This is a genomic window from uncultured Pontibacter sp., from assembly GCF_947495565.1.
Classification (GTDB): Bacteria; Bacteroidota; Bacteroidia; order Cytophagales; family Hymenobacteraceae; genus Pontibacter.
Window position 1 is genome coordinate 161972 of sequence record NZ_CANLZM010000006.1, and the last position, 20689, is coordinate 182660.

Genomic DNA, 20689 nt, shown 5'->3' on the forward strand with positions numbered 1-20689 from the left:
AGATGCTGCCTTGAAGTATGCTTTTGTAGATAGATGAACTTCCCTGCTCCCGATAAGGAAGTTTCTGCTTAATCAGAAAAAGGAGTTTATACTATTAGTATCAAACATAAAAAGGGCGACCATTGGCCGCCCTTTAAACTTCTATTCACTTTAAACTTATACTTTACTAGCGGTGTGCAATAGGATCTGCAGTGCCGTCCGGGTCGTTTTGTACATAACCATCTGTAGCAATGTTGCCTAGCAGCAGAAGACCTGCTACGTGCGGAGAGGCCATAGATGTACCGCTGATAGTGTTATAGCCGCCGCTCTTCCAAGTAGAGTTGATGCCAACGCCTGGCGCACAGTAATCTACAGGCGGGTTGCCATAATTGGAGAACGAGGCAAAACGATCGTTGCTATCCATTGCCGATACAGTGTAGATGTTGCTATGATTCGCACGGGCCGGAGATGAGTTGTTTGCATGCGTGCCCTCGTTACCGGCAGCCAGCGCAAACTTGATTCCTTTAGAGGCTGCCGCTACCACAGCATCATCCAAAGCCTGAGAAACCGGGCCTCCAAGGCTCATGTTGGCCACATCGCCAGATTTACCGTTAGCAGCCACATAATCTACACCGGCAATAACGCCAGAGTAAGAACCGCTACCACGCGAGTCAAGCACTTTAACAGCTACAACCGTGGCGTCGTAAGCTACACCAAGTACACCTTCTGAGTTGTTCTTGGCACCGATAGTACCCGCTACGTGTGTGCCGTGGCCGTTTCCGTCGTCAGCCGACCCTGCGTCTCTGCCTGAGGTAAACATCGTTACACTGCGGGCAACATCCACGTTCAGGTCTGGGTGGTCCAAATCGATGCCTGAGTCGATAACCCATGCTGTTTTACCGGCGCCGCTGCCGCTGCCTACCCTGGTAATACCGTAAGGTACTGTTTGGCCGACAGAACCGCCACCGCCGCCTTTGTCAGGCTTAGCCAGCATCACCACTCTATCCGGCTCTACATAATCTACACGCGGGTCTTGCCGAAGCGTCTGCGCTTCAGTTGAGGAAAGCTTTACGGCCACACCTTTAACAGCATGCCCAAACGTTTGCTCTAACTTAAAATCGCTGATGCCGTTCTCAGCCATAATGTTTTTGCTGAGGTCGCGCACCATTTCTATTCGCTGCTCATAGGTTGCGCTCTCGCTCATGCGCAGGCTTGCACCATCTTTATATACAACTATGTACTGACCTGATATAATTGCACCATTTTCACTTTCTGACTGAAATTCAGCCGTAGGTTCAGCTACTTCGCCCGACTCGTTATCGCAGGCAGTAAAGGTGCAGGAAAATGTCACTGCTGCTGCTCCTAACATAAGAGAGCGTACTACACTTCTAAAATGTAATGTGTTTTTCATGTGAGAAAAATTAAGGTGAGATAAAATTATTCAACAAATCAATAATTCTAATGTATTGATATTAGATGTTATAGACAAATTATTTTATAAAAATATTTACCCACTCTATATAGAAATTGCTCTATAAGGCCGTCAGGCCATTATTTATTTTAAGGCGGCTTGCACCCATTTTTTGTAATTAATTACCTGCTGCTGCACAACCTATGCCTGCTGTTACAGCTGCTGCAACCGCTTCATTACGCAGTTGTATTTAAGCGGGATAACATCAATTTAAACTTATTAGAAAATTACAATCAAAACTAACTATAGGCGCTATAAAAACATGGTCATTCTTATCCTCTATACTTAAAAACAAGTATATTTAAGTAAACAAGAAAAGTAAGCGCCATGAAAAAGAAGATTTTATCTTACCTGAGCCGCCACATGCTGTTGGCTGTGTGCCTGCTCCCACTTTTTAGCTGCAACAATACCTCTACAGAGGCAGACAATGAAAACACAGAAGCCTCAGCCGAAGACGAACAAACGCTGGAGCCCCTGACAACCGAGAATGCCGTGGCTAAACTTGAAGCTTACGGGCAGAACAACCAGGATAGCCTGGCCGTTATCAGCACGCGCCACGGCAGCATTAAAGTGCGCCTCTACAAAGACACTCCGCTGCACCGCGCTAACTTTGTGCGCCTAACCAAGGCCGGCTTTTACGACCAGGGAGAGTTTTACCGCGTAGTTGAGGGCTTTGCCGTGCAAGGCGGCGACTCTGACGAACGGGAAATGAGCCAAGGGGCTTACAAGATTCCGCAGGAGTTTAACCCCAACTATATACATAAACGCGGTGCTCTGGCCATGGCCCGCTACGGTGATGAACGCAACCCGGATAAGGAGTCATCATCCCATAACTTCTATATTGTAACAGGCAAACCCGTAAGTAAAGAGCAACTGCTAGCTTTTGAGCAAAAGCACGAAATCGATTATACCCCGGAGCAGGAGCAAACATACTTATCTGTTGGCGGTGAACCAGGCTTGGATACAGAATATACCGTGTTCGGAGAAGTGGTAGAAGGTATGGATGTGGTGGAGAAAATTGAGCAGGAGCCTGTAGACGCTTCCGATTGGCCACGCCAAGTCGTGCCGCACACTGTCAAAATTGTAAAAGAGTAGAAATACTTTGATATGAAAAGAGGCGCTGCAGAGATGCAGCGCCTCTTCTTTTTTAAACTTATACTTCAAAAGTGGATTTATTTGATTCCACTTGCCGTTTACCAGATCTTAATCCGCTGTTCCTCGTTGCGCACCATGGCATCATCCTGCTTACAGTTAAATGCCTTGTAAAACTGCGGCATGTTGGCAACCGGCCCATTTGTACGGAAGCGGCCCGGCGAGTGCGGATCAGTCAGGATTTGCTGGTTCTGTGCCTCATCGCGCATATTTACGCGCCAGATCTGCGCCCATGCCAGGAAGAAGCGCTGCTCCGGCGTGAAGCCGTCTATCTTGCCCGGGTTCTTCTCTGCCAGCGCTTTTTGTAACGCGGAGTAGGCAATATTCAGGCCGCCGATGTCGGCAATGTTCTCGCCCAAAGTAAGTTTACCGTTTACATGCAGGTTATCCAGCACCGTGTACTTGTTGTACTGATCGGCCACGGCTTCGGCGCGGGCGTTAAACTTCTCCAGGTCGGCTTTCGTCCACCAGTCTTTCAGGTTGCCCTCAAAATCATACTTGGCTCCCTGGTCGTCAAAGCCGTGGGTTAGCTCATGGCCGATGACGGCACCCATGCCACCGTAGTTTACCGCATCGTCGGCGTTCGGGTCGAAGAACGGCGGCTGCAGGATACCGGCAGGAAACACAATCTCGTTCATACTTGGGTTATAGTAGGCGTTCACCGTTGGCGGCGACATAAACCACTCCTCACGGTCTATGGGCTGGCCTATCTTCCCGATGTTATCTTTAAAGGCAAACTGGCTGGCACGCATTACGTTGGCAGCGTATGACTCACGGTTTATCTGCAGCCCCTGGTAGTCTTCCCATTTATCAGGGTAGCCAATCTTCACAGCAAAGGATTGCAGCTTCTGCATGGCCCGCTCCTTTGTCTCCTCTCCCATCCAGTCAATATCGCGCACGTGCTCTTTAAACGCTTCCTGCAGGTTATTTACCATATCCAGTGCCTTTTGCTTGGCCTCCGGGGAGAAGGTCTTCTGCACATATAGCTGGCCTAAGGCCTCCCCCAAGGCACTGTCGGCAGAGCGCAGCACGCGCTTCCAGCGTGGCTGCATTTCCTGTGCGCCGCTCAGCACTTTGCCATAGAAGTTGAAGTTCTCCTGCACAAGATCCTGGCTTAAGTATGGCGCAGCAGTACGGGCCAAATGCCACTTGGCATAGGTTTTCCAGTCGTCCAGCGGCACGTTCTTCAGCATGCTGTTCAGTTCCTTAAAAAAGTCAGGCTGGCCCACTATGATTTCCTTGGCGGCTGTAGCGCCCATGCCGTTCAGCAACAGGTTCACCTTCAGGTTCGGGTTTTGGCTCGTGAACTCCTGAATCGTCATCTTGTTATAGTTGGCATACGGGTCGCGCAGGTCTACGCGGGCTCTGGACGCTTTGGCCAGCCGCGTTTCTATGCTTATAACCGTCTGGGCTTTTTTCTGTGCCGATGCTGCATCTTCGCCCATTAGCTCAAACATGTTTTGCAGGTGCTTTACATATTCTGTGCGGATGGTTTTGGAGCGTTCATCGTCTTTCAGGTAATAATCGCGGTCAGGCAGGCTGAGGCCGCCTTGCCCTGCCTGCAAAGCATATTGGGTGCTTACCTTGTCGTCCTGAGACACATACATGCTGAAGAAGCCGCTCACGCCTTTGGTTTTCAGATCGGCCACAGCACTAATCAAGTCATCAGAAGTCTTGGCGGCGCTTATTTTGTCCAACTCCGGCTTTATCGGGTTTAACCCGGCATTGTTTGCAGCCACAGAGTCCATGCCGACGGCGTAGAAATCGCCCACCAGCTGTGTGGCAGAGCCTGCTGCAGCCGTGGTGTTGGATGCTGCTTCTGTGAGCAGCTCTCGCAGCACGGCGTTGTTCTTCTCGGCCAGCTCGTTGAATGAACCCCAGCGGCTCTCAGAAGCCGGAATCGGATTGTTTTTTAACCAGCCGCCGTTCGCGTATTGGTAAAAATCCTGGCAGGGCCTAACGGTTGTGTCCAAATTGGCTAGATCAAGGCCGCGGCCCTGCATTACTTCTGCTGTGTCAGCAGCGCTACCTTCTGTAGTCGAGGAGCTGCAACTTGCCAAGGCCAGGCCTGCCAGCACCATCGAAAACGGCAATAGGTGTGTTCTTTTCATAAGGTGTTAGTTTGGTTAGATGACTGGGTTATTTATGCTTTAAGTTAGATGATACTTACGTAAAAAGCAGTTTATACTTTGCCGGTTTTCATACGGGAAAATCTACGAATGTGTGCACGTCATCATTTTTCTGCCGATGCGCAGACAAGTTGCCTCCTGCCCTAATCACCAAAGCTAGCAATGTAACATGCCTCGGCAAATGTAAGCTGGAAGCTTGCTATCATGGGAAACCACAAGTTAAAAACTCGCAGTAGGATGGCTGACTTTATACTTGTATCTCGATCGTTGCTTCTGTTAGCTAAAGCAAAACCGGATTTCAGACTATCAAAAAAAAACGCCCCGGCTATACTTTATAGCCGGGGCGTTTTTGCAAGTATAAACCTGGTGCTTACTGCACCGGGCGGTTCTTCACGTACTTCTCCAGCCACTGGTCCATCTCCCACAGCATGTGCAGCACCGACTCCTTAGCGCGGTAACCGTGGCTCTCAGCTGGCAAAAACACCAGACGAGCCGTAGCACCATGTCCTTTCAGGGCGTTGTAAAAACGCTCACTCTGGATCGGGAAAGTGCCGGAGTTATTGTCTGCCTCACCGTGGATAAGCAGGATTGGCTCGTTCACTTTGTTGGCAAACGAGAACGGCGACATCTGGAAGTATACTTCCGGAGCATCCCAATACGTACGCTCCTCCGCCTGGAAACCGAACGGCGTGAGAGTACGGTTATAAGCACCGCTACGCGCAATACCGGCGGCAAACAGATCGGAGTGCGCCAGCAGGTTGCCGGTCATAAAGGCTCCGTAAGAGTGGCCTCCTGCAGCCACACGGTTCGGATCGGCCACGCCCATTTTCACCACTTCGTTAATAGCGGCCTTGGCGCTAGACACCAGCTGCTGCACATACGTATCGTTTGGCTGTGCATCGCCTTCGCCTACAATCGGAATATCGGTTCTATCAAGCACGGCGTAGCCCTGCGTTACCCAGAATAGCGGAGAGCCCCAGCTGATGCGCGTAAACTCATAAGGAGAGCTTTTTACCTGTCCGGCAGCAGAGGCGTCTTTAAACTCACGTGGGTACGCCCACAGCAGCATCGGCAGCGGTGCATCGCCTTTCTTGTAGTCTTTCGGCAAGTATAAAATAGCTGTCAGGTTCACGCCGTCTTCACGCTTATACTTCAGCATTTGCTTCTGCACACCCTCCAGCTGCGGTGTTGGGTGCGGAAACTTTGTGATTTGCGTCAGTTTTTTATCATCCATGTCACGCACGAAATAGTTCGGCGGGTCGTTCTCAGATTCTCTTCTGGTGATAATCTTCATTTCCTTCAAGTCGATGATATCCACCGGGCGCTCATAGTATGGTGCCTCGGATCTCCAAAGTATATCTGCCTTCTTAGACTTCAAGTTAAACTCGCTCACATACGGACGATTACCCTCCGGCGACCCTCCCTCCGAAATCATGTAAATGTTCTGCTTCTTTTTATCTGTCAGCAGCACGCTTCGGCCATACTTGTTCTTGGTGAACACAGGCGAGCCTGGGTCGGTATAGTTATCCTCGTAGGAACGCTCGATCAGAACAGTGGCTTTGGCGGCTGGCTTGGCAGGGTTAACCAAAGTGCTGCGCTCCTGGCGGGTTTTCCACCAGCGCTCATTTACGATGGCCATATCGTCTCCCCACATCATGCCACGGTAGCGGTATTTGGTAGCGGCTATTTGCGTAGGTTTGTCGTTAAACGGGGCAGCCAGCATGTATACGTGGTCACGCACGGCGGCCTCTTTGTTGGCGTCGCCTCCATCCTGCGCTTCTGCCCAGTAAAGGGTTGCAGGCTTATCAGGGCGCCAGTTATAGCCGCGCGGGCCTTTGGCTACGGCATCAAACGCAATCGGAATATCCTCGGCAAGCGGCAGCTGCGCCAGCTCTTTCACCACCTGTCCGTTGCGGTTCCATACTTCCACCTTGTAAGGGAAGTAGTAATGCGGCACAAGATAAGAGTATGGTTTCTGCATGGTCTCCACCAGCAGGTACTGGCCGTCAGGCGAGGTTTCCATGCTTTTGATGATGCCTGCCTCTCCTACCGGCTCCTGCTTTCCGTCCACAGAAACCAGCTTGAGCTGCGTTTGCATGTAGTAGTCAAACAGCTGCTCGTCGTTGCGGTTCTTCAGCAGATCCTGGTAGGTGCGTGAGGGTTTAACTTTGCCGATGTTCTGCTGCACGGTTGGGCCTGCGGGCACGTTAGAGGCCTTGGGCATTTCGCCACGCTTCTCGTCCACAAACTTTACCACCAGCGTTTTGCTATCCGGCAGCCACTCGAACGGGCGGCCACTGTACGCATCGTTAATAACAGCCTCTGTCAGCTTTTTTGCCTGCTTTGTGCTCAGGTCGGCCATCCAGAGCTCTATGCCGTTGGCTTTGGTGTTGGTGAACGCCACATACTTCTCATCCGGCGACCAGGCCACATTGGATAACTGGGCGTTCTGGGGCAGGCCTTTTATCTCGGATTCATCGCCATTGCTTACCTTTTTCAGCTTGAGCCCATTGTAATAGTAGCCGCGGCTCGGGCCATTGGTAGCCGGGTTAATGCGCATACCGGCCAGACGGCTCTCCGGCGCAGCCACCTCCTCTATACTTGGGTAACCCGCACTTTCCATCAGCAGCATCCAGTCGCCTTTGGCGCTTATACTTACCGACGGCGTGTTTGGCGCCTCAATAATAGCGGCCATTGTTTCAGGTGGTCTTTGGTAGCCGGAGTTGGCCTCCTGCCCCTTTTGGGCAAGTGCCGCTGGTGCAGCACCGCCACCCAACAGCAGCAGGCACAGCAGCTGTGAGGCTACGCGCTTAGCGGCTTTGTTTTTAGTAAGGTTCATATCAGGTATGATAAAGTTTAGGTTAGTGTATGCAAAAGTAGACTAGAGGCTTAGCCTAAGGTTTAACCTAAGATAATATGATTTCCCATATATTCATACTATATTAGTAAATGTCTGTTTTATCCACAATTTCAACAAGGTATATGCTAAAAAACGACCTTCTGCTTTTCCTTGCCGCGCTGCTGCTCTTACCGCTAAGCACACAGGCGCAAAGGATAGCCAAACTTGAAATTGGCAAAAAAGAGACATACACTGTGGCGGGCAACCTGCTGCAGGTAGATACGCTCATCCTTCATGACAAAGGAATGATAAGATTTGCCGAAGGGCAGCAACATCTGCTGGAAGTACAGCTCGCTTATATTGGCGAAGGCTGCACTATTACTGCTGCCGGAACAAACGGAAAATCCGGCTCTTTAGGAAGAAATGGAGAAGACGGAACCGATGCCCGAAGCCAGCGCATTAAAATGATTCTAGTAAAGCTCGGCAGCCTGACACTCGATACGCGCGGAGGTACTGGCGGAGACGGTTATAGAGGGAAAAAAGGACGAATGTGGCGGGAGGAAACGTTTACGAGGCAAGAACCGAACGGAAAAGGCGGCTATACCACTGTTACCTATACGGAAATGATGGACGGCACCCCGGCGAACCCGGCACTTCGCCAGGCCTTGGAGGAAACGGTGCCGATGTAGTGTTTTACTATAGTACAAGCGGGTTTAAGCCAAACTTTAATCGCGATGATGCGCCGCATAGTATAACGGTACTCTACCAGGCAGGCCAAACGGGGGAAGAGGGTCACGACGGGTACTCCTACTTCAATTTTCGGAGCACATGGGCATTTCCTATACAGCGCCAACTACGGATACAAGCAACGGCAATGTGCGGATAACAAAAATAGTTGCCAATTAACAGCTGCAAGCACTGTCGGCCGCCCTTATACGTCATAGTTAGACACTTGTTTCATACTTTTCTTATCTTTACCGAAGTTAAACAAATAAATGAATGGCAAAAGTAGCAGAACTTACATCCTCCACAGGCAAGGTATTTCTTACTGTTGAGTATGATGAGGTCAACAACTGGGTTTATAACTGCTGGAACGGTTATGTTAGCCCTGAAAATATAAGACAGGGTTGCTTGGCTGTGCTTGAAGCTTTTCAATACCAAGAATCGGTTTGTATCTTAAACGACAACAGGCAGTTGGTGGGCCGTTGGGACGACTCTGTGGAGTGGATAGAAAAAGAATGGATGCCACGCGCCCTAAGGGCTGGTCTCCTTTATTTTGCCCATGTAGCTAATCAAGAATCCTTTGCCGCTGCTTCTGCAGCTCAGTTATCCAGCCGCACCCACGGACTTTTTGAGATGTGTATCTTTGGAGATTTGCAGCAAGCCCAGAAGTGGCTTAAAGCATGCCAGCAGGCAGGGCAAAACCATCTTTAAAAGACGACCTCCGACACTTTAGCCGCAACAAACTTTATTTTCTCCGAAACTTATCACTCATAAATAGGCTTTAAGAGGTAACGACACCGTATTCTTATCCATGAGCAAAAGTTTTAATACACCCGATAAAGTAATTTATGTGTGCACAGGCAGCAAGTGCAAGAAGAAAGGCGGCAAAGACCTGGGCAAGTTTTTCAGGGGCATGATTAAGGAAATGGGACTGAAAGGCCAAGTAGAAGTTGTAAAAACCGACTGCACCGACCGCTGCGACTTCGCCCCCGTTACCTGCATGCAGCCCGATAACATCTGGACAGCCCACACCGACGAGCGTAAGGCTAAAGAGGCTTTTGAGCAGCATATTCTCCAGCAGACAGCCAAACAAGAAACTCCTTAAAATGAGAGCGGCCCCGGAAGTATCCGGGGCCGCTCTCATTTTAAGGAGCTTTGATGAGGATTATCCCTCATACGTATCTTCATACTTTATTTTCGGCACGCGCTTGTCTATCTCGTAATGGCCGGTTCCTTCCTCACCAATCACCTCGAACAGCTCCAGCGCACGGCGGGCTACATACTCTTCTTCAATCTGCTCCTTCAGGAACCACTGCAGAAATGTAAAGGTCACGTAATCTTTTTCTTTCTGGCATTTGTCAGCCATGCGGTTAAACGACTGCGTTACGGCAATCTCCTGCTGCAGGGCCTGCTCAAACACGCTTCTAAAAGAGTCGAACTCCACCTGAATGTTAGAAACACTAGGCGATACGGCACGGCCGCCCATATCAGATACAAACTTAAAGAGGCGCAGCATGTGCTTACGCTCCTCGTCAGACTGGTTTTTAAAGTAGCCAGCGCTATAATCGAAACCGTTGCGGTCGCACCAGCTGCTCATAGCCAGGTACATGGCCGAGGCCTCTGCCTCCATTTTTATCTGGTCGTTCAGTATTTGCTCTATCGACTCGCTAAGCGAGGTTCTCAGTCTCAGTAAATCTTTCATAAGTCGGGGTGTTTAGGTAGTTGATTAGATAATGCGGTGCAGTTGGCACCTCCTCATTAATACCTGAAGTTAAGCACTTAGGTTGTGCCTGTGCAACTCTCTCCGCAAATTCGGAAGAAGTCTAAATAAAAAAAGCACAGCTGCTGCTGTGCCTGGTTTCATCTCCCCGAATTGCTGTGCTGCTAAACCAGCGTTGCGTTCAGGCACTCGTGCAGCATGCTGTTTAGCTCCAGCACAAAACGCGCCCCGGCAAGTAGCTCTTTAAAAGTATAAAGCTCGGCCAGCGTCAGCACAAAACAGCGGTCGCAGCCGCAAACAGTTACAATGCCAAAATCAGAGGAACGCTCCGGGCTGCTGGCCATCACATCCAGGTCTATACTATCCACGGCCTGCTTCAGGCGCAGGAAAGCGTCTAACTTTAGTATAGATACTTCTCCGGCAAAATGCAGCACCAAGCGGTTTCGGCGGTCACACTGGTAAACGGCGCCTGCTTCAGAAGTATAAATTTCGGCAAGTTTAGTGGCTGTATGCATCATGTGGTGTAACTTAGCTGTACTGGCTTCGGATTGTATTGCAAAGCTAATTACTATTTAGAACCAGTCCAAATAAAAACGCTTACTTATTTAGATTTAGTTCAGATAAATTTACAAGTATGGAAAATCAACTTGATAAAGTAAACCTGGCGGAGAAGTTCGGCCAGTTCTCCGACCACTGGAACCCGCGCATTGTTGGGGAGCTTAATGGCCAGCAAGTGAAGCTGGCAAAGTTTCTGGGGCCTTTCGAGTGGCACCACCACGAGCATGAGGATGAGTTTTTCCTGGTGATAAAGGGAGCGTTTGAGATGCACCTGCGGGATAAAGTGGTAACGCTGCAGCCGGGCGAGTTTATGATCGTGCCGCGAGGCGTGGAGCATCGGCCGGTAGCCAACCAGGAAGCTGAGGTTCTGATGTTTGAGCCTGCCAGCACTGTTAACACCGGCAACCTGGAAGCCAGCGAACGTACCCGGAAGGATCTGGAAAGGCTGTAGTTGTCGGTTTAGACTTTGAAGGAGCTGCTCTTTCGGACTCTCCGCTCTTTCGGATTTGCAATCCGAAAGTATACTTTGCGTCCGCTCACCTCGGCTCTTTCGGATTTGTAATCCGGAAGTATGCTTTTGCCAGGATTTATAATCCGATTTTATACTTTGTCAGCTGTTGAGCTGCGGCTATAAGTTAAAAATCGGATTGCAAATCCTCATAGTAGGTGCTTCGGGATTGCAAACCCCGAAGAGCAGGAATCCTAAAGAGCAGGCAAATACAAGTCTCGCCCTTGCTGTGTTTTTTAGCCAGCAAGGTATTGGTGAACGGCAAGTATGCACACTAAAGTTAACGGCATTAAGGGGTGGTTGAACAATGGCGCAAACTACAGCGCCTTCACCTTGTTCACCTTGGTAAGTATAACTTTCAGGTTGAGGCGCACCAGATCGCCCATGCACTTACACTTCAGGAATTCTTCTGAGTTATGATGCTCGAATAGCTCCTGCTTTAGCTGCTCTATTTTATCCGGCGTAGAGATTATGTCGTTACGCATACAGTCGATCAGGTCTTTGAGGCGGTAGCGGGCCGATTTAAGGCGGCGGAACATGAGGGTGCGCTCCTCGTTCTGGTACTGCTTCACTACATCCGGCTTCAGCAGCTTGAGCACGAGGTCCACAATTACGTTATTGTCTTTGAAAAACTGCGGCAGGTACATCGTCTTTTTTCCTTCGTAAGACTGCTGGTCGAAGTCGATAGGGCGAACGCGGTACTGCTCATCCTCAAAATCTGGCGTTACGTCCACCACATAGTTGTAAGAGCGCATATCGCCGAGCAAACGCACAAAGCAGCGCTCATTAAACTTCACGAACTCTTTAGCGATACGCACTTTGTTGGTGTTGGGCCTGTTCACGTACTCTTTGATGAATACATCGCCCGGTATACCGGCTATGTGCTCCTCTATCAGGCTATCCCCGTCCACCAGGTAGTTAATGCGGCTCGGCGAGAGAATATGCTCCAGCTCCAGCCCATAGATGCGCGAGGCATCAGCGCGCTTCACGTAAAAATAGTCGTAGTTATCGTTTAGCTGGTTCATGATCTGCACCCGGAACGGGTTGGAGTTGCCGAAGGTGCAGTAATCGATCCGCGACACGTATAGGTGCTCCATCACCGACATATCACCGTCTGTTTTAAGCAGCGCGTAGATCATGGTCAGGCCGCGGTTTAGCTCTTCCTGCGTCTGCTGATCGTACATCACCGACTCCCACAGCGTATCGTGCCCCTGCTTGTCGTAATACGGGAAGGAGTCGGAGAAATGCAGCAGGCTCTCGTACAGCACCGGCAACTTTGTTTCGCGGTCGTAATGATGCAGGTATTTGCGCAGCCCTCCGTTGATCGGGTAAAACAGCTTCTTTTTAGAGATATACACTTTGGAGTTAGAAAGTTTAGAAGTTAGAGAGTTAATGAGTTAGAGAGGTATGAAAGTATACTCTATCGTACTTTCATACCTCATATTGTTACTGCAGATAAATTACGATTTACTTCGACCAATCGCTATACTTTACGCAATCGATTCAAGTTATACCTCTCTAACTTTCTAACTCCCAAATTCTCTAACTTTCTAACAGGTTGTTCTGGTTGAGCACCTGGAGCACTTCGTTTTTGTAGAAGCGGCCGATCGGAATTTCTGTTTTTCCGATATCAACAGCGGTGGCCGAGAAAGCCTGAATTTTATCCAGGGCAATAATAAAAGAGCGGTGGATGCGCAAAAACTTGTCTGTTGGCAGCTTCTCTTCCAGGAAAGATATTTTTTGGTAAGATATAATCTCCTTCGTCTCCGTCTTTACCCGAATGTAATCTTTCAGGCTCTCAATGTACAGGATGTCCGACAGCATCACTTTCACCATTTTCTTATCTGCCTTCAGGTAAATAAAAGCTTCTTTATAATCTTGCGTGGAGGCCGATGCAGCCGTAAGGGCAGGCGCAGCCGGTGCGGCCGTCTGTTGCTCCAGAGCCGATGCCTTGGATACCGCTTTCAGGAACCGCTCAAAAGCAATTGGCTTCAGCAGGTAATCCAACGCGTTCAGTTCGAAGCCTTCTACAGCATAATCGCGGTAGGCGGTGGTAAAGATCACTTTGGGCGGGTTTGCCAGCGATTTTAGAAAATCAATGCCAGTAAGCTTTGGCATTTGGATATCCAGAAACAGCAGATCGATATGCTCGCTTTGCAGACAGCCGTACGCCTCCACAGCATTATTGCAGCGGCACACCAGTTCCAGATTCTCCAGCCTTTGGATAAATGTCTCCAGCACATCCAGCGCCAGCGGCTCATCATCCACAATCATGCAGCGTATTTTATTCATAGTGTAGGTGTATCAACAAAGGAACGTATGAAAAACAAACTCTCCCTTTGATGGCTAAAGTATAGTTCGGACACAAGTTCTATAAACAGTATGCCTCCCGCGGGTTTTCAACTTGTGGTGCAACCTTGCGGCAAGTTGTCACTTTACTCAAAAGCAATCTCTAACATGGCGGCGTAGCTATCCTGCTCCTCCTCTACCTCCAGCTCGTAGCGGCCTTCGTACAGCAACTCCAGGCGGCGCTGCAGGTTTTTAAGCCCGATGCCAGAGGCCATGTCGCGGCAGTTGCTGCTGGCTTTGTCGCAGCACTTGCAGTTCTCCACCAACAGCACCAGCTTGCTCTCGGTCACTTTAACATCAATGCGAATCCAGGCGCCTTGTGTTTCGGTGCTTACACCGTGCTTAAAAGCATTCTCCACAAAAGGCAGCAGCAGCATAGGGGCAATCTGCTTGCCGGCTATACTTCCGGTAGCTGTAAATTGCACATCCACTCGGTCTCCGTACCGTACTTTCTCCAGGGCGATATAGTTTTTAATGTACTCCAGCTCCTTCTCCAGCGGCACGGTGGCGGCATTGGCATCGTGCAGCATGTAGTCCATCAGGCCTGATAGCTTCAGTACCACCTCAGGCGCATTATCCGATTTCTTGAGCGTGAGCGAGTATAAACTATTCAGCGTGTTAAACAGGAAGTGCGGATGGATCTGGCCTTTCAGGAATTTCAGTTCCGCCTCCAGCTTGTCCTGCGTCAGGTTTCGGGTGGCCTGCTGGTGGCTGTACCAGTTCTTGAGCAGCGCGATAACCGCCGTAATGGCCACCACATAGTTGATGTTGACGATGTTCTTGATAAAGCGGTAGAACGTCAGATTGTCTTCAGTGCAGGTGCTGGGGCAGAAAATCGGGTGGATCAGGAAGGGCAGCAGCACAAACTGCATCAGCGCACCGATGGCCCCCATCAGCAGCAGCAGGTACACAAAAAACTCCAGGTAACGCTTCTGCAGCAGGTAGCGCGGCATCAGATAGTACATGTTAAAGTATACCAGCGCCATTTTAAACGGCAGCTCCACCAGCTCCACCATAAAGGCGTTGTAGTAATCATCGATATAACTGCCGTACAGCAACCCGAAGAAAACCACATACACCGTCCAGAAGGCCAGGTGCAGCAGCAGGCGGTTTTGCGTTACATTCCGGACCTCCGGCAGGCTCCAGGTAGTGCCGGTTTCCAGGGTGTTGGCCGTGCTCAACTTTATCTCCATAGTACAAAGGTATACTTTCTCGTGCAAGCCGCTACGGTAGCCTGCACTGTTTTAGACTGACCGCCAGCTTTGTGGGCTTAGCGGCAATTTATACTTGCCCAACAGCAGCGGAGCCGGTAAAGGTTTAAAGCGGCAAGTTTCTTAGGTCTTATTGCACAAAGCAATGACAAATTATCGGCAGGAATTTATACTTTTAGTGCCAGTTCACCTACATCCATGTCCAAACAGTCACAAAAGCTTCAGGAGTACGAAGCGCTATTCAGGCGCAACTATGAGCGCCTGTGCCAGCGGGTGCAGTGCATCACGGGTGACGCTGCCGTAGCCGAAGACCTGGTGCAGGAGGTGTTCATCAGTTTTTGGAACGACGCGCAGTGGCAGGAGGTGGAGAATCCGGAGGCTTACCTTTACCGGGCTGCCATCAACAAGACACTTAATCATGTCAGCAGCCAAAAGCGCCGGAGTGTTATAGCGCAGCAGTATCAGCAGGAGCAGCCGCAGACTGTTGAGCCAAACCAGGAGTTAGAGCTGCAGGAACTGCAATATAAAATACAGCAGACCATTGATATGCTACCGCCCATGTGCCAGAAGGTATTTCTGCTGAGCCGCTACGAGGAGATGACGCACAAAGAAATTGCAGACTTCCTGAACATCTCCCCCAACACCGTGGATAACCACATTAAAAAAGCCCTGGCCATACTTCGGAAAGCACTTTTAGGCCTGCTCCTGGTGTGCCTCGAAATTATTTTCAGATTTTTTCCTGAGGGAGTAGCGGTACCGACACGTTCACCTGTCATACTTATGCAAAGCGATAAAAACAACTGGTGCCTTGGCAAGAGCCGCCAAGCTATAATCAAACTTAAAGCAGCAAGCTGCACCTCCTACTATGGATATTAACTACTGGGATATAGCCGCCAAACACTTCGCAGGCAAGGCCACGCCTGCCGAGGAGAAAGCGCTGCGCCAGTGGCTGGAGCAGAATCCGGAGAATCGGGAGCAGTACGAGGCGCAACAGCAACTCTGGAAACTGACAACGCCTGCTCCCGCTACAGCGGTAGATACCGATGCCGCCTGGCAAAAAGTGCGCACAAGGCTGCAGCCGCCGCACAGCCAGCAGGCAAAAGTTATTCCGCTGTACCGGCAGCTATGGCGCGTGGCCGCCGCCGTGGTTATACTTGTCGGCATCGTCTGGCTGGCCAAGCTGTACTTCCTGCCTTATTATGGGCTGGAGGTAGTAAGGTCAGGCAGCGGGCAGATGGCGGTTATACTTCCGGACAGCAGCCAGGTGTGGCTGAACAAAGAAAGTATACTTGCCTACGACCCGGACTTTGACGGGCCGCAGCGGGAGGTGCAGCTGGAGGGTGAGGCGTTCTTTGAGGTGACGCATAACCCACAGCAGCCTTTTGTAATTGAGGCGGAGGCGTCGGAAACGCAAGTGCTGGGAACCTCCTTTAACCTGCGCGCATACCCCCAAGAGCAGACGGTGGAGCTGACGGTGAATACAGGAAAAGTAGCCTTTACGGCTACAGAAGGTTCAGCGCAGGCCATTGTTACACCGGGCTTCGGGGCCATACTTCAGAAACAGAAAAACAGCGTTGAGAAGTATGAAGCGGCAGGTGAAAATACTTGGGCTTGGAAAACCGGAAAGCTGCACTTCAACGGGCAGCCGCTGCGGGAGGTGGTAAGTGATTTGGAACGCTACTACAATCTAAAAATCCAGCTAAAACAACCAAATCTAGGCAGCTGTCGCTTTACGGGCACTTTCCAAAACTCAGACCTGCAGGAAGTGCTGCAGGTGCTGGAGGCATCGCTGCAAGTAAAAATCGCAAAGCAAAACGAACAGACTTATACGATCACAGGCGAAGGCTGCCACTAAAGAAACCACACCTTCTATGAACAAACGACTACTATGCCTGAGCATAGGCTGGCTGGCTATTGCCTTTACCGTGCTGGCGCAAACAAACATGCTGGACCAAAAGGTGACGGTCAGGCAAGACAACGCCACTATCCAGCAGGTGCTCGCGGAGCTGTCCGAGAAGTATAGTATCAACTTCTCCTACGGCAACGACCTGGTGCCACTGCAGCAGAAAGCAAGTATAAACGCAGATAACCAGCCGCTGCGCCAAGTACTGAAGGAGCTGTTGAAAAGCAGCAACACGAGTTATAGTTTGATTGGCAACCAAATTATACTTCAGCCTCTAAAAAAGTCAACACCAAAGCGGATAACGATCAGCGGGCATATTACAGATGCAGCTTCCGGAGAGAGTTTGGCAGGGGCTATTGTAACCAATGGTACAGCCGGAGCGACAGCCAACACCTATGGCTTTTACAGCCTGACTGTACCCGCCGCCGGGCAAGTGCAGCTGCAGGTGCGTTACCTGGGTTACGAACCGCTGCACGTTTCTCTTCCCGCTGTTTCTGCGGATACCAGTATACAGCTGCAGCTCCAGCCGCTTTCCAACCAGATAGCCGAAGTAAGTATAACCGTTGAGAAAGCCACTGACCTGCAGCAGGCCAACCGCCTTACCATGCGCGGATCTGACGTGAAGCAGCTACCGCGCCTGATGGGTGAGGCCGATGCAGTAAAGGCTATCCAACTGATGCCCGGTGTGCTGGGCGGCCGCGAAGGCTCCTCCGACCTGATCGTGCGCGGCGGCAGCCCCGACCAGAACCTCATCCTGCAGGATGGTGTGCCGGTATATAATGTGTCGCACCTGCTAGGCATGTTTTCAGTATTTAACCCGGATGCCATTAAATCAGTGGAGCTGATAAAAGGTGGTTTTCCGGCTCCTTATGGCGGCAGGCTATCGTCGGTGGTGGATGTGCAGCTGAAGGAAGGCAATAATCAGCAGTTCTCTGGTGAGGGTGCCGTGGGGCTGATTTCTTCTAAGCTGATGCTGGAAGGGCCGATCAAGAACGAGAAAACGTCTTACCTGGTGGCGGCACGGCGCACGTACCTTGATGCACTGGCCGCCGCCGCAGCGGCCATGAGCGGGGAAGACATCAGCAATTATAACTTCTACGACCTCAACGCCAAAATCAATCACACTTTCTCCCCTACCAACAGACTCTACCTGAGCGTGTACAGCGGCCAGGACAAATTTTCGGATAAGCAGGAATTCTACAGCACAGGCACTAGTGAGCAACAAAAGTATAAAATGCACTGGGGCAACATCACCAGCGCCCTCCGCTGGAACCACGTGTTCAACCCGAAGCTCTTCAGCAACACCACCCTCACCTACAGCCGCTATCGCTTTGCGCAGCAGTCAGAGGTGGAGAGCCCGCAACTAAGCCGGTCTGTGGACTATGGCTTGGGCATCAGAGATTTGGGTGCCAGAATAGATTTTGATTACCTGCCCCACACCCGGCACAGTGTTCGGTTCGGCGGCAGCTACACCTTTCATACTTTCAGGCCAGAGGTTACCACGCTTCAGACAGATTCCATCACCCTCACCACCGACTCCTTCTCCACCATACAGGCACACGAGTTTTATACTTATGCTGATGACCGCATTCAGTTAAGCGAGCGACTGCAGGCCATATTGGGACTTCACTTTTCTGGTTTTGCCGTGAACGGAGAGGTTTATACTTCGCTGCAACCGCGCCTGGCGCTGGGCTATACTTCGGCCAGTGGCGTGAGCGTGCGGACCTCTTTTGCCACCATGGTACAGTACCTGCACCTGCTCAGCAACACCTCCACCGGCACCCCTACCGACATCTGGGTACCCGCCACCGACAAAGTGAAGCCACAGCGTTCGTGGCAAGCCACAATCGGTGCAGCCATCGTACTGGGGCAGCAGTGGGAACTGACATCCGATGTATACTATAAGGAAATGCAGGACGTGGCCGAGTTTAAGGATGGGGCTGATTTTATTAGTGAGTTCTTCCGGAGCGGCCCCGAAACCAACTTCGCCAACTTTGTGTCGCCGCCCTACGAAACGCGCATTGTAAGCGGCAAAGGCTGGAGCTATGGCTCGGAGTGGCTGCTGCGCAAGCGGCAGGGCAAGACCACCGGCTGGCTCGGCTATACGTTGGCGTGGTCTTGGCGGCAGTTGGACAGCATCAACTTTAATCAGAAGTACCCCTATACTTACGATAGCCGCCACAGCATCTCGCTGGTAGCCAACCACCAGCTTTCCGAAAAACTTAGTATAGGCGGCAGCTGGGTCTACCGCACCGGCTACGTCACCACCTTGCCAGAGGCAAAATACAAAGCTTATAACGAGCCGGTGTATCAACCGGGAGCATGGCACCCCTCCGTGGAAACGGTTGATTACCTGGGCGAGCGCAACAACTACCGCATGCCTTCTTACCACAGGTTAGACCTCAGCCTGACGCACACCAAGAAGAAAAAAAGGGGCGAGCGCAGCTGGAATATATCTATCTACAATGCCTACAACCATAAGAACCCATTTTTTATGCGCCTGCCCCAGCCAAGTTCCGGCGGCGACGGCAGCTTACCACGCCGCCTGTACAAGGTGTCCTTGTTTCCGGTGCTCCCATCAGTTAGTTATGGTTTTAAATTTTAAGATTTGATCAGGATGAAAAAGATAAAGTATACTTTACCGCTGCTATGCCTGTTTTTTATACTTACCAGCTGCGAAACGGTAGTAGAAGTAGATTTGCCCACACATGAGCCAAAGCTGGTTGTTAATGCCGTTATCAACCCAGATAGTATACTCACAGTAGATGTGAGCGCGAGCCAGAGCGCCCTTTCCAATCAACCGCACGGGCAGGTAGAAAATGCTACTGTACAGGTGTACCATGCCGGGCAGCTTTTATATACGCTGCCGCATACAGGCAACGGTAAGTATAAAGCAGATCAAAAACCGCAGGTGCAGCAGCACTACGAACTGAAGGTAGAAGCGCCGGGCCTGCCAAAGGCCAGCGCAACAACTTATATTCCTGCAGCACCGCTCATCCGTAACCTGATAGCTACACCTGTTGCGAGCACAGCCTGGTCAGGGACTACCGTCAGCGCCACTTTTACCCTAACAGATGCTCCAGGCCAGGAAAACTTCTACTACATACAGGCCTATACGCCAGACACAAGCTACTTGGATGCAAAACCTTTCAAGAGATCTGTAAGCCTTGAGCTAGCTGAGCCGTTTGAATACGAATTTACGATGGAGGATCGATACTTTTTCAGTGATAAGCTATTTGAAGGAAAGGCGGTAACGCTGCGCCTACACTTGGAGAACTCTCTTGAGCAGACAACTTATATACGTATTGCGCAGATAACCAGAGCATACTACGATTATGTCCGTACGCTCGATAAGCAATCATACAGAGATAACTTTGCCACACCTCCCGGGCCTGTATTCAACAACATAGCAGGTGGCCTAGGGCTTTTTGCAGGCTATAACGCTACGGTGCTGGCAGTAAAACCTTAAACAAACCGACTATGGCACCCAAACGGCAAGAGAAGTAACCAGCATGCACTTTTAATGCTGCAGTATTTTTTCTTAGACGATGGATCTTGTAGGAAGGTATTAACATCAAATGAGAACACGGGAGATTCCTCTATCATTTATGAGTACCATTACCCAAAAGGTCAACTGGCCGGGCGTTAGTTATAAGTCTAACGCCACCTGCTGCTCTATACTACAGCAGTTCCTGCGCGGGGTCCCAGAACAGCTTGCTAAAATCTACTACCCTGTCGTTCTCCACCTGCACCCCCTCTTGTTCCAGCCGCTGCTGCATGGCGCTTGGCTCGTCAAAGTGCTGCTTGCCTGTCAGCATACCGTTGCGGTTTACGACGCGGTGCGCCGGAATTTTTGTTAGGGGGTGCGAGGCAATCAGTGCCCAACCTACCATTCTTGCCGAGCCTTTTGCCCCTAAGTAACTGGCTATGGCCCCATAAGAGGTTACACGGCCTTGCGGTATAAGCTGCACCACTTCATACACGTTCTGAAAGAAATTCTCCTTGCTATCTTTTTTTGCCATTTCAGTATCCGCTGTTTAAACCTTCGCTATCGTTGTTTGTCTTTTAATAGTGCCTGTTTGTAGAGTTTAAGTTACGGCAACTTTTATACTAGGCAAGATTGGCTGTATATTTAAAGCTGTAAAAA

18 protein-coding genes are annotated in these 20689 nt (G+C 50.5%); 9 read left to right on the top strand and 9 right to left on the bottom strand.

The window, feature by feature from the left end:
- Positions 1-166 precede the first annotated feature (166 nt).
- Entirely contained in the window at positions 167-1390 is a 1224-nt protein-coding gene (locus Q1B04_RS09785) for a S8 family serine peptidase (protein WP_299758627.1), read from the bottom strand.
- A gap of 387 nt (positions 1391-1777) precedes the next feature.
- On the opposite strand from Q1B04_RS09785, the gene Q1B04_RS09790 reads away from it, so the two are divergent.
- Complete coding sequence (locus Q1B04_RS09790; RefSeq protein WP_299758628.1) at positions 1778-2545, top strand: peptidylprolyl isomerase; 768 nt, start codon at positions 1778-1780, stop codon at positions 2543-2545.
- Positions 2546-2643: 98 nt separating this feature from the next.
- Here the strand turns inward: Q1B04_RS09790 and Q1B04_RS09795 are convergent, their stop codons facing one another.
- Together Q1B04_RS09795 and Q1B04_RS09800 are read right to left on the bottom strand one after the other, a co-directional pair.
- Positions 2644-4713, bottom strand: a complete 2070-nt coding sequence (locus Q1B04_RS09795; RefSeq protein WP_299758629.1) for a M13 family metallopeptidase — start codon at positions 4711-4713, stop codon at positions 2644-2646.
- A gap of 388 nt (positions 4714-5101) precedes the next feature.
- The gene (locus tag Q1B04_RS09800) at positions 5102-7570 is read right to left on the bottom strand and encodes a prolyl oligopeptidase family serine peptidase (protein ID WP_299758630.1); all 2469 of its coding nucleotides are present in this window, start codon (positions 7568-7570) and stop codon (positions 5102-5104) included.
- A gap of 143 nt (positions 7571-7713) precedes the next feature.
- Here Q1B04_RS09800 and Q1B04_RS09805 point away from each other — a divergent pair, with 143 nt between their 5' ends.
- The 3 genes from Q1B04_RS09805 (at position 7714) to Q1B04_RS09815 (ending at position 9398) form a co-directional block, all read left to right on the top strand.
- Positions 7714-8259 carry a hypothetical protein gene (locus Q1B04_RS09805; protein ID WP_299758631.1) on the top strand — a complete coding sequence of 182 codons (546 nt, stop codon included), beginning with the start codon at positions 7714-7716 and terminating at the stop codon, positions 8257-8259.
- A 310-nt stretch (positions 8260-8569) separates the two neighbouring features.
- Positions 8570-9004: an STAS/SEC14 domain-containing protein gene (locus Q1B04_RS09810; protein WP_299758632.1), complete on the top strand. Its 435-nt coding sequence runs from the start codon at positions 8570-8572 to the stop codon at positions 9002-9004.
- Positions 9005-9104: 100 nt separating this feature from the next.
- Positions 9105-9398: a (2Fe-2S) ferredoxin domain-containing protein gene (locus Q1B04_RS09815; RefSeq protein ID WP_299758633.1), complete on the top strand. Its 294-nt coding sequence runs from the start codon at positions 9105-9107 to the stop codon at positions 9396-9398.
- Positions 9399-9458: 60 nt separating this feature from the next.
- Here Q1B04_RS09815 and Q1B04_RS09820 read toward each other — a convergent pair whose 3' ends face one another.
- Together Q1B04_RS09820 and Q1B04_RS09825 are read right to left on the bottom strand one after the other, a co-directional pair.
- Positions 9459-9995 (bottom strand): ferritin, encoded by a 537-nt coding sequence (locus tag Q1B04_RS09820; protein ID WP_299758634.1) that lies wholly within the window; start codon positions 9993-9995, stop codon positions 9459-9461.
- A 182-nt stretch (positions 9996-10177) separates the two neighbouring features.
- Positions 10178-10531: a hypothetical protein gene (locus Q1B04_RS09825; protein WP_299758635.1), complete on the bottom strand. Its 354-nt coding sequence runs from the start codon at positions 10529-10531 to the stop codon at positions 10178-10180.
- Positions 10532-10647: 116 nt separating this feature from the next.
- Between Q1B04_RS09825 and Q1B04_RS09830 the strand changes: the two genes are divergently transcribed.
- Positions 10648-11022 carry a cupin domain-containing protein gene (locus tag Q1B04_RS09830; protein WP_299758636.1) on the top strand — a complete coding sequence of 125 codons (375 nt, stop codon included), beginning with the start codon at positions 10648-10650 and terminating at the stop codon, positions 11020-11022.
- Between the two features lie 374 nt (positions 11023-11396).
- Here Q1B04_RS09830 and Q1B04_RS09835 read toward each other — a convergent pair whose 3' ends face one another.
- The 3 genes from Q1B04_RS09835 to Q1B04_RS09845 all read right to left on the bottom strand — a co-directional run bounded on the left by Q1B04_RS09835 (position 11397) and on the right by Q1B04_RS09845 (position 14621).
- Complete coding sequence (locus tag Q1B04_RS09835; protein WP_299758637.1) at positions 11397-12437, bottom strand: hypothetical protein; 1041 nt, start codon at positions 12435-12437, stop codon at positions 11397-11399.
- A 184-nt stretch (positions 12438-12621) separates the two neighbouring features.
- The gene (locus Q1B04_RS09840; protein WP_299758638.1) at positions 12622-13371 is read right to left on the bottom strand and encodes a LytTR family DNA-binding domain-containing protein; all 750 of its coding nucleotides are present in this window, start codon (positions 13369-13371) and stop codon (positions 12622-12624) included.
- 143 nt (positions 13372-13514) lie between these two features.
- Positions 13515-14621 (bottom strand): histidine kinase, encoded by a 1107-nt coding sequence (locus tag Q1B04_RS09845; protein ID WP_299758639.1) that lies wholly within the window; start codon positions 14619-14621, stop codon positions 13515-13517.
- Between the two features lie 216 nt (positions 14622-14837).
- On the opposite strand from Q1B04_RS09845, the gene Q1B04_RS09850 reads away from it, so the two are divergent.
- The 4 genes from Q1B04_RS09850 to Q1B04_RS09865 are packed head-to-tail and all read left to right on the top strand — an operon-like array spanning position 14838 to position 20011.
- Complete coding sequence (locus Q1B04_RS09850; RefSeq protein WP_299758640.1) at positions 14838-15515, top strand: RNA polymerase sigma-70 factor; 678 nt, start codon at positions 14838-14840, stop codon at positions 15513-15515.
- Positions 15505-16494 (top strand): FecR domain-containing protein, encoded by a 990-nt coding sequence (locus tag Q1B04_RS09855; protein ID WP_299758641.1) that lies wholly within the window; start codon positions 15505-15507, stop codon positions 16492-16494. The genes Q1B04_RS09850 and Q1B04_RS09855 overlap by 11 nt, the downstream gene beginning before the upstream one ends.
- A gap of 16 nt (positions 16495-16510) precedes the next feature.
- The gene (locus Q1B04_RS09860; protein ID WP_299758642.1) at positions 16511-19147 is read left to right on the top strand and encodes a TonB-dependent receptor; all 2637 of its coding nucleotides are present in this window, start codon (positions 16511-16513) and stop codon (positions 19145-19147) included.
- Positions 19148-19159: 12 nt separating this feature from the next.
- The gene (locus Q1B04_RS09865) at positions 19160-20011 is read left to right on the top strand and encodes a DUF4249 domain-containing protein (protein ID WP_299758643.1); all 852 of its coding nucleotides are present in this window, start codon (positions 19160-19162) and stop codon (positions 20009-20011) included.
- Positions 20012-20222: 211 nt separating this feature from the next.
- Here the strand turns inward: Q1B04_RS09865 and Q1B04_RS09870 are convergent, their stop codons facing one another.
- Entirely contained in the window at positions 20223-20564 is a 342-nt protein-coding gene (locus Q1B04_RS09870) for an MGMT family protein (protein WP_299758644.1), read from the bottom strand.
- Between the last annotated feature and the right edge of the window lie 125 nt (positions 20565-20689).

Excerpts from the sequence above, each read along its gene's own strand:
- Q1B04_RS09785 (WP_299758627.1), bottom strand. The coding sequence starts at position 1,390 with ATGAAAAACACATTACATTTTAGAAGTGTAGTACGCTCTCTTATGTTA.
- Q1B04_RS09790 (WP_299758628.1), top strand. The coding sequence starts at position 1,778 with ATGAAAAAGAAGATTTTATCTTACCTGAGCCGCCACATGCTGTTGGCT.
- Q1B04_RS09795 (WP_299758629.1), bottom strand. The coding sequence starts at position 4,713 with ATGAAAAGAACACACCTATTGCCGTTTTCGATGGTGCTGGCAGGCCTG.
- Q1B04_RS09800 (WP_299758630.1), bottom strand. The coding sequence starts at position 7,570 with ATGAACCTTACTAAAAACAAAGCCGCTAAGCGCGTAGCCTCACAGCTG.
- Q1B04_RS09805 (WP_299758631.1), top strand. The coding sequence starts at position 7,714 with ATGCTAAAAAACGACCTTCTGCTTTTCCTTGCCGCGCTGCTGCTCTTA.
- Q1B04_RS09810 (WP_299758632.1), top strand. The coding sequence starts at position 8,570 with ATGGCAAAAGTAGCAGAACTTACATCCTCCACAGGCAAGGTATTTCTT.
- Q1B04_RS09815 (WP_299758633.1), top strand. The coding sequence starts at position 9,105 with ATGAGCAAAAGTTTTAATACACCCGATAAAGTAATTTATGTGTGCACA.
- Q1B04_RS09820 (WP_299758634.1), bottom strand. The coding sequence starts at position 9,995 with ATGAAAGATTTACTGAGACTGAGAACCTCGCTTAGCGAGTCGATAGAG.
- Q1B04_RS09825 (WP_299758635.1), bottom strand. The coding sequence starts at position 10,531 with ATGATGCATACAGCCACTAAACTTGCCGAAATTTATACTTCTGAAGCA.
- Q1B04_RS09830 (WP_299758636.1), top strand. The coding sequence starts at position 10,648 with ATGGAAAATCAACTTGATAAAGTAAACCTGGCGGAGAAGTTCGGCCAG.
- Q1B04_RS09840 (WP_299758638.1), bottom strand. The coding sequence starts at position 13,371 with ATGAATAAAATACGCTGCATGATTGTGGATGATGAGCCGCTGGCGCTG.
- Q1B04_RS09845 (WP_299758639.1), bottom strand. The coding sequence starts at position 14,621 with ATGGAGATAAAGTTGAGCACGGCCAACACCCTGGAAACCGGCACTACC.
- Q1B04_RS09850 (WP_299758640.1), top strand. The coding sequence starts at position 14,838 with ATGTCCAAACAGTCACAAAAGCTTCAGGAGTACGAAGCGCTATTCAGG.
- Q1B04_RS09855 (WP_299758641.1), top strand. The coding sequence starts at position 15,505 with ATGGATATTAACTACTGGGATATAGCCGCCAAACACTTCGCAGGCAAG.
- Q1B04_RS09860 (WP_299758642.1), top strand. The coding sequence starts at position 16,511 with ATGAACAAACGACTACTATGCCTGAGCATAGGCTGGCTGGCTATTGCC.
- Q1B04_RS09865 (WP_299758643.1), top strand. The coding sequence starts at position 19,160 with ATGAAAAAGATAAAGTATACTTTACCGCTGCTATGCCTGTTTTTTATA.
- Q1B04_RS09870 (WP_299758644.1), bottom strand. The coding sequence starts at position 20,564 with ATGGCAAAAAAAGATAGCAAGGAGAATTTCTTTCAGAACGTGTATGAA.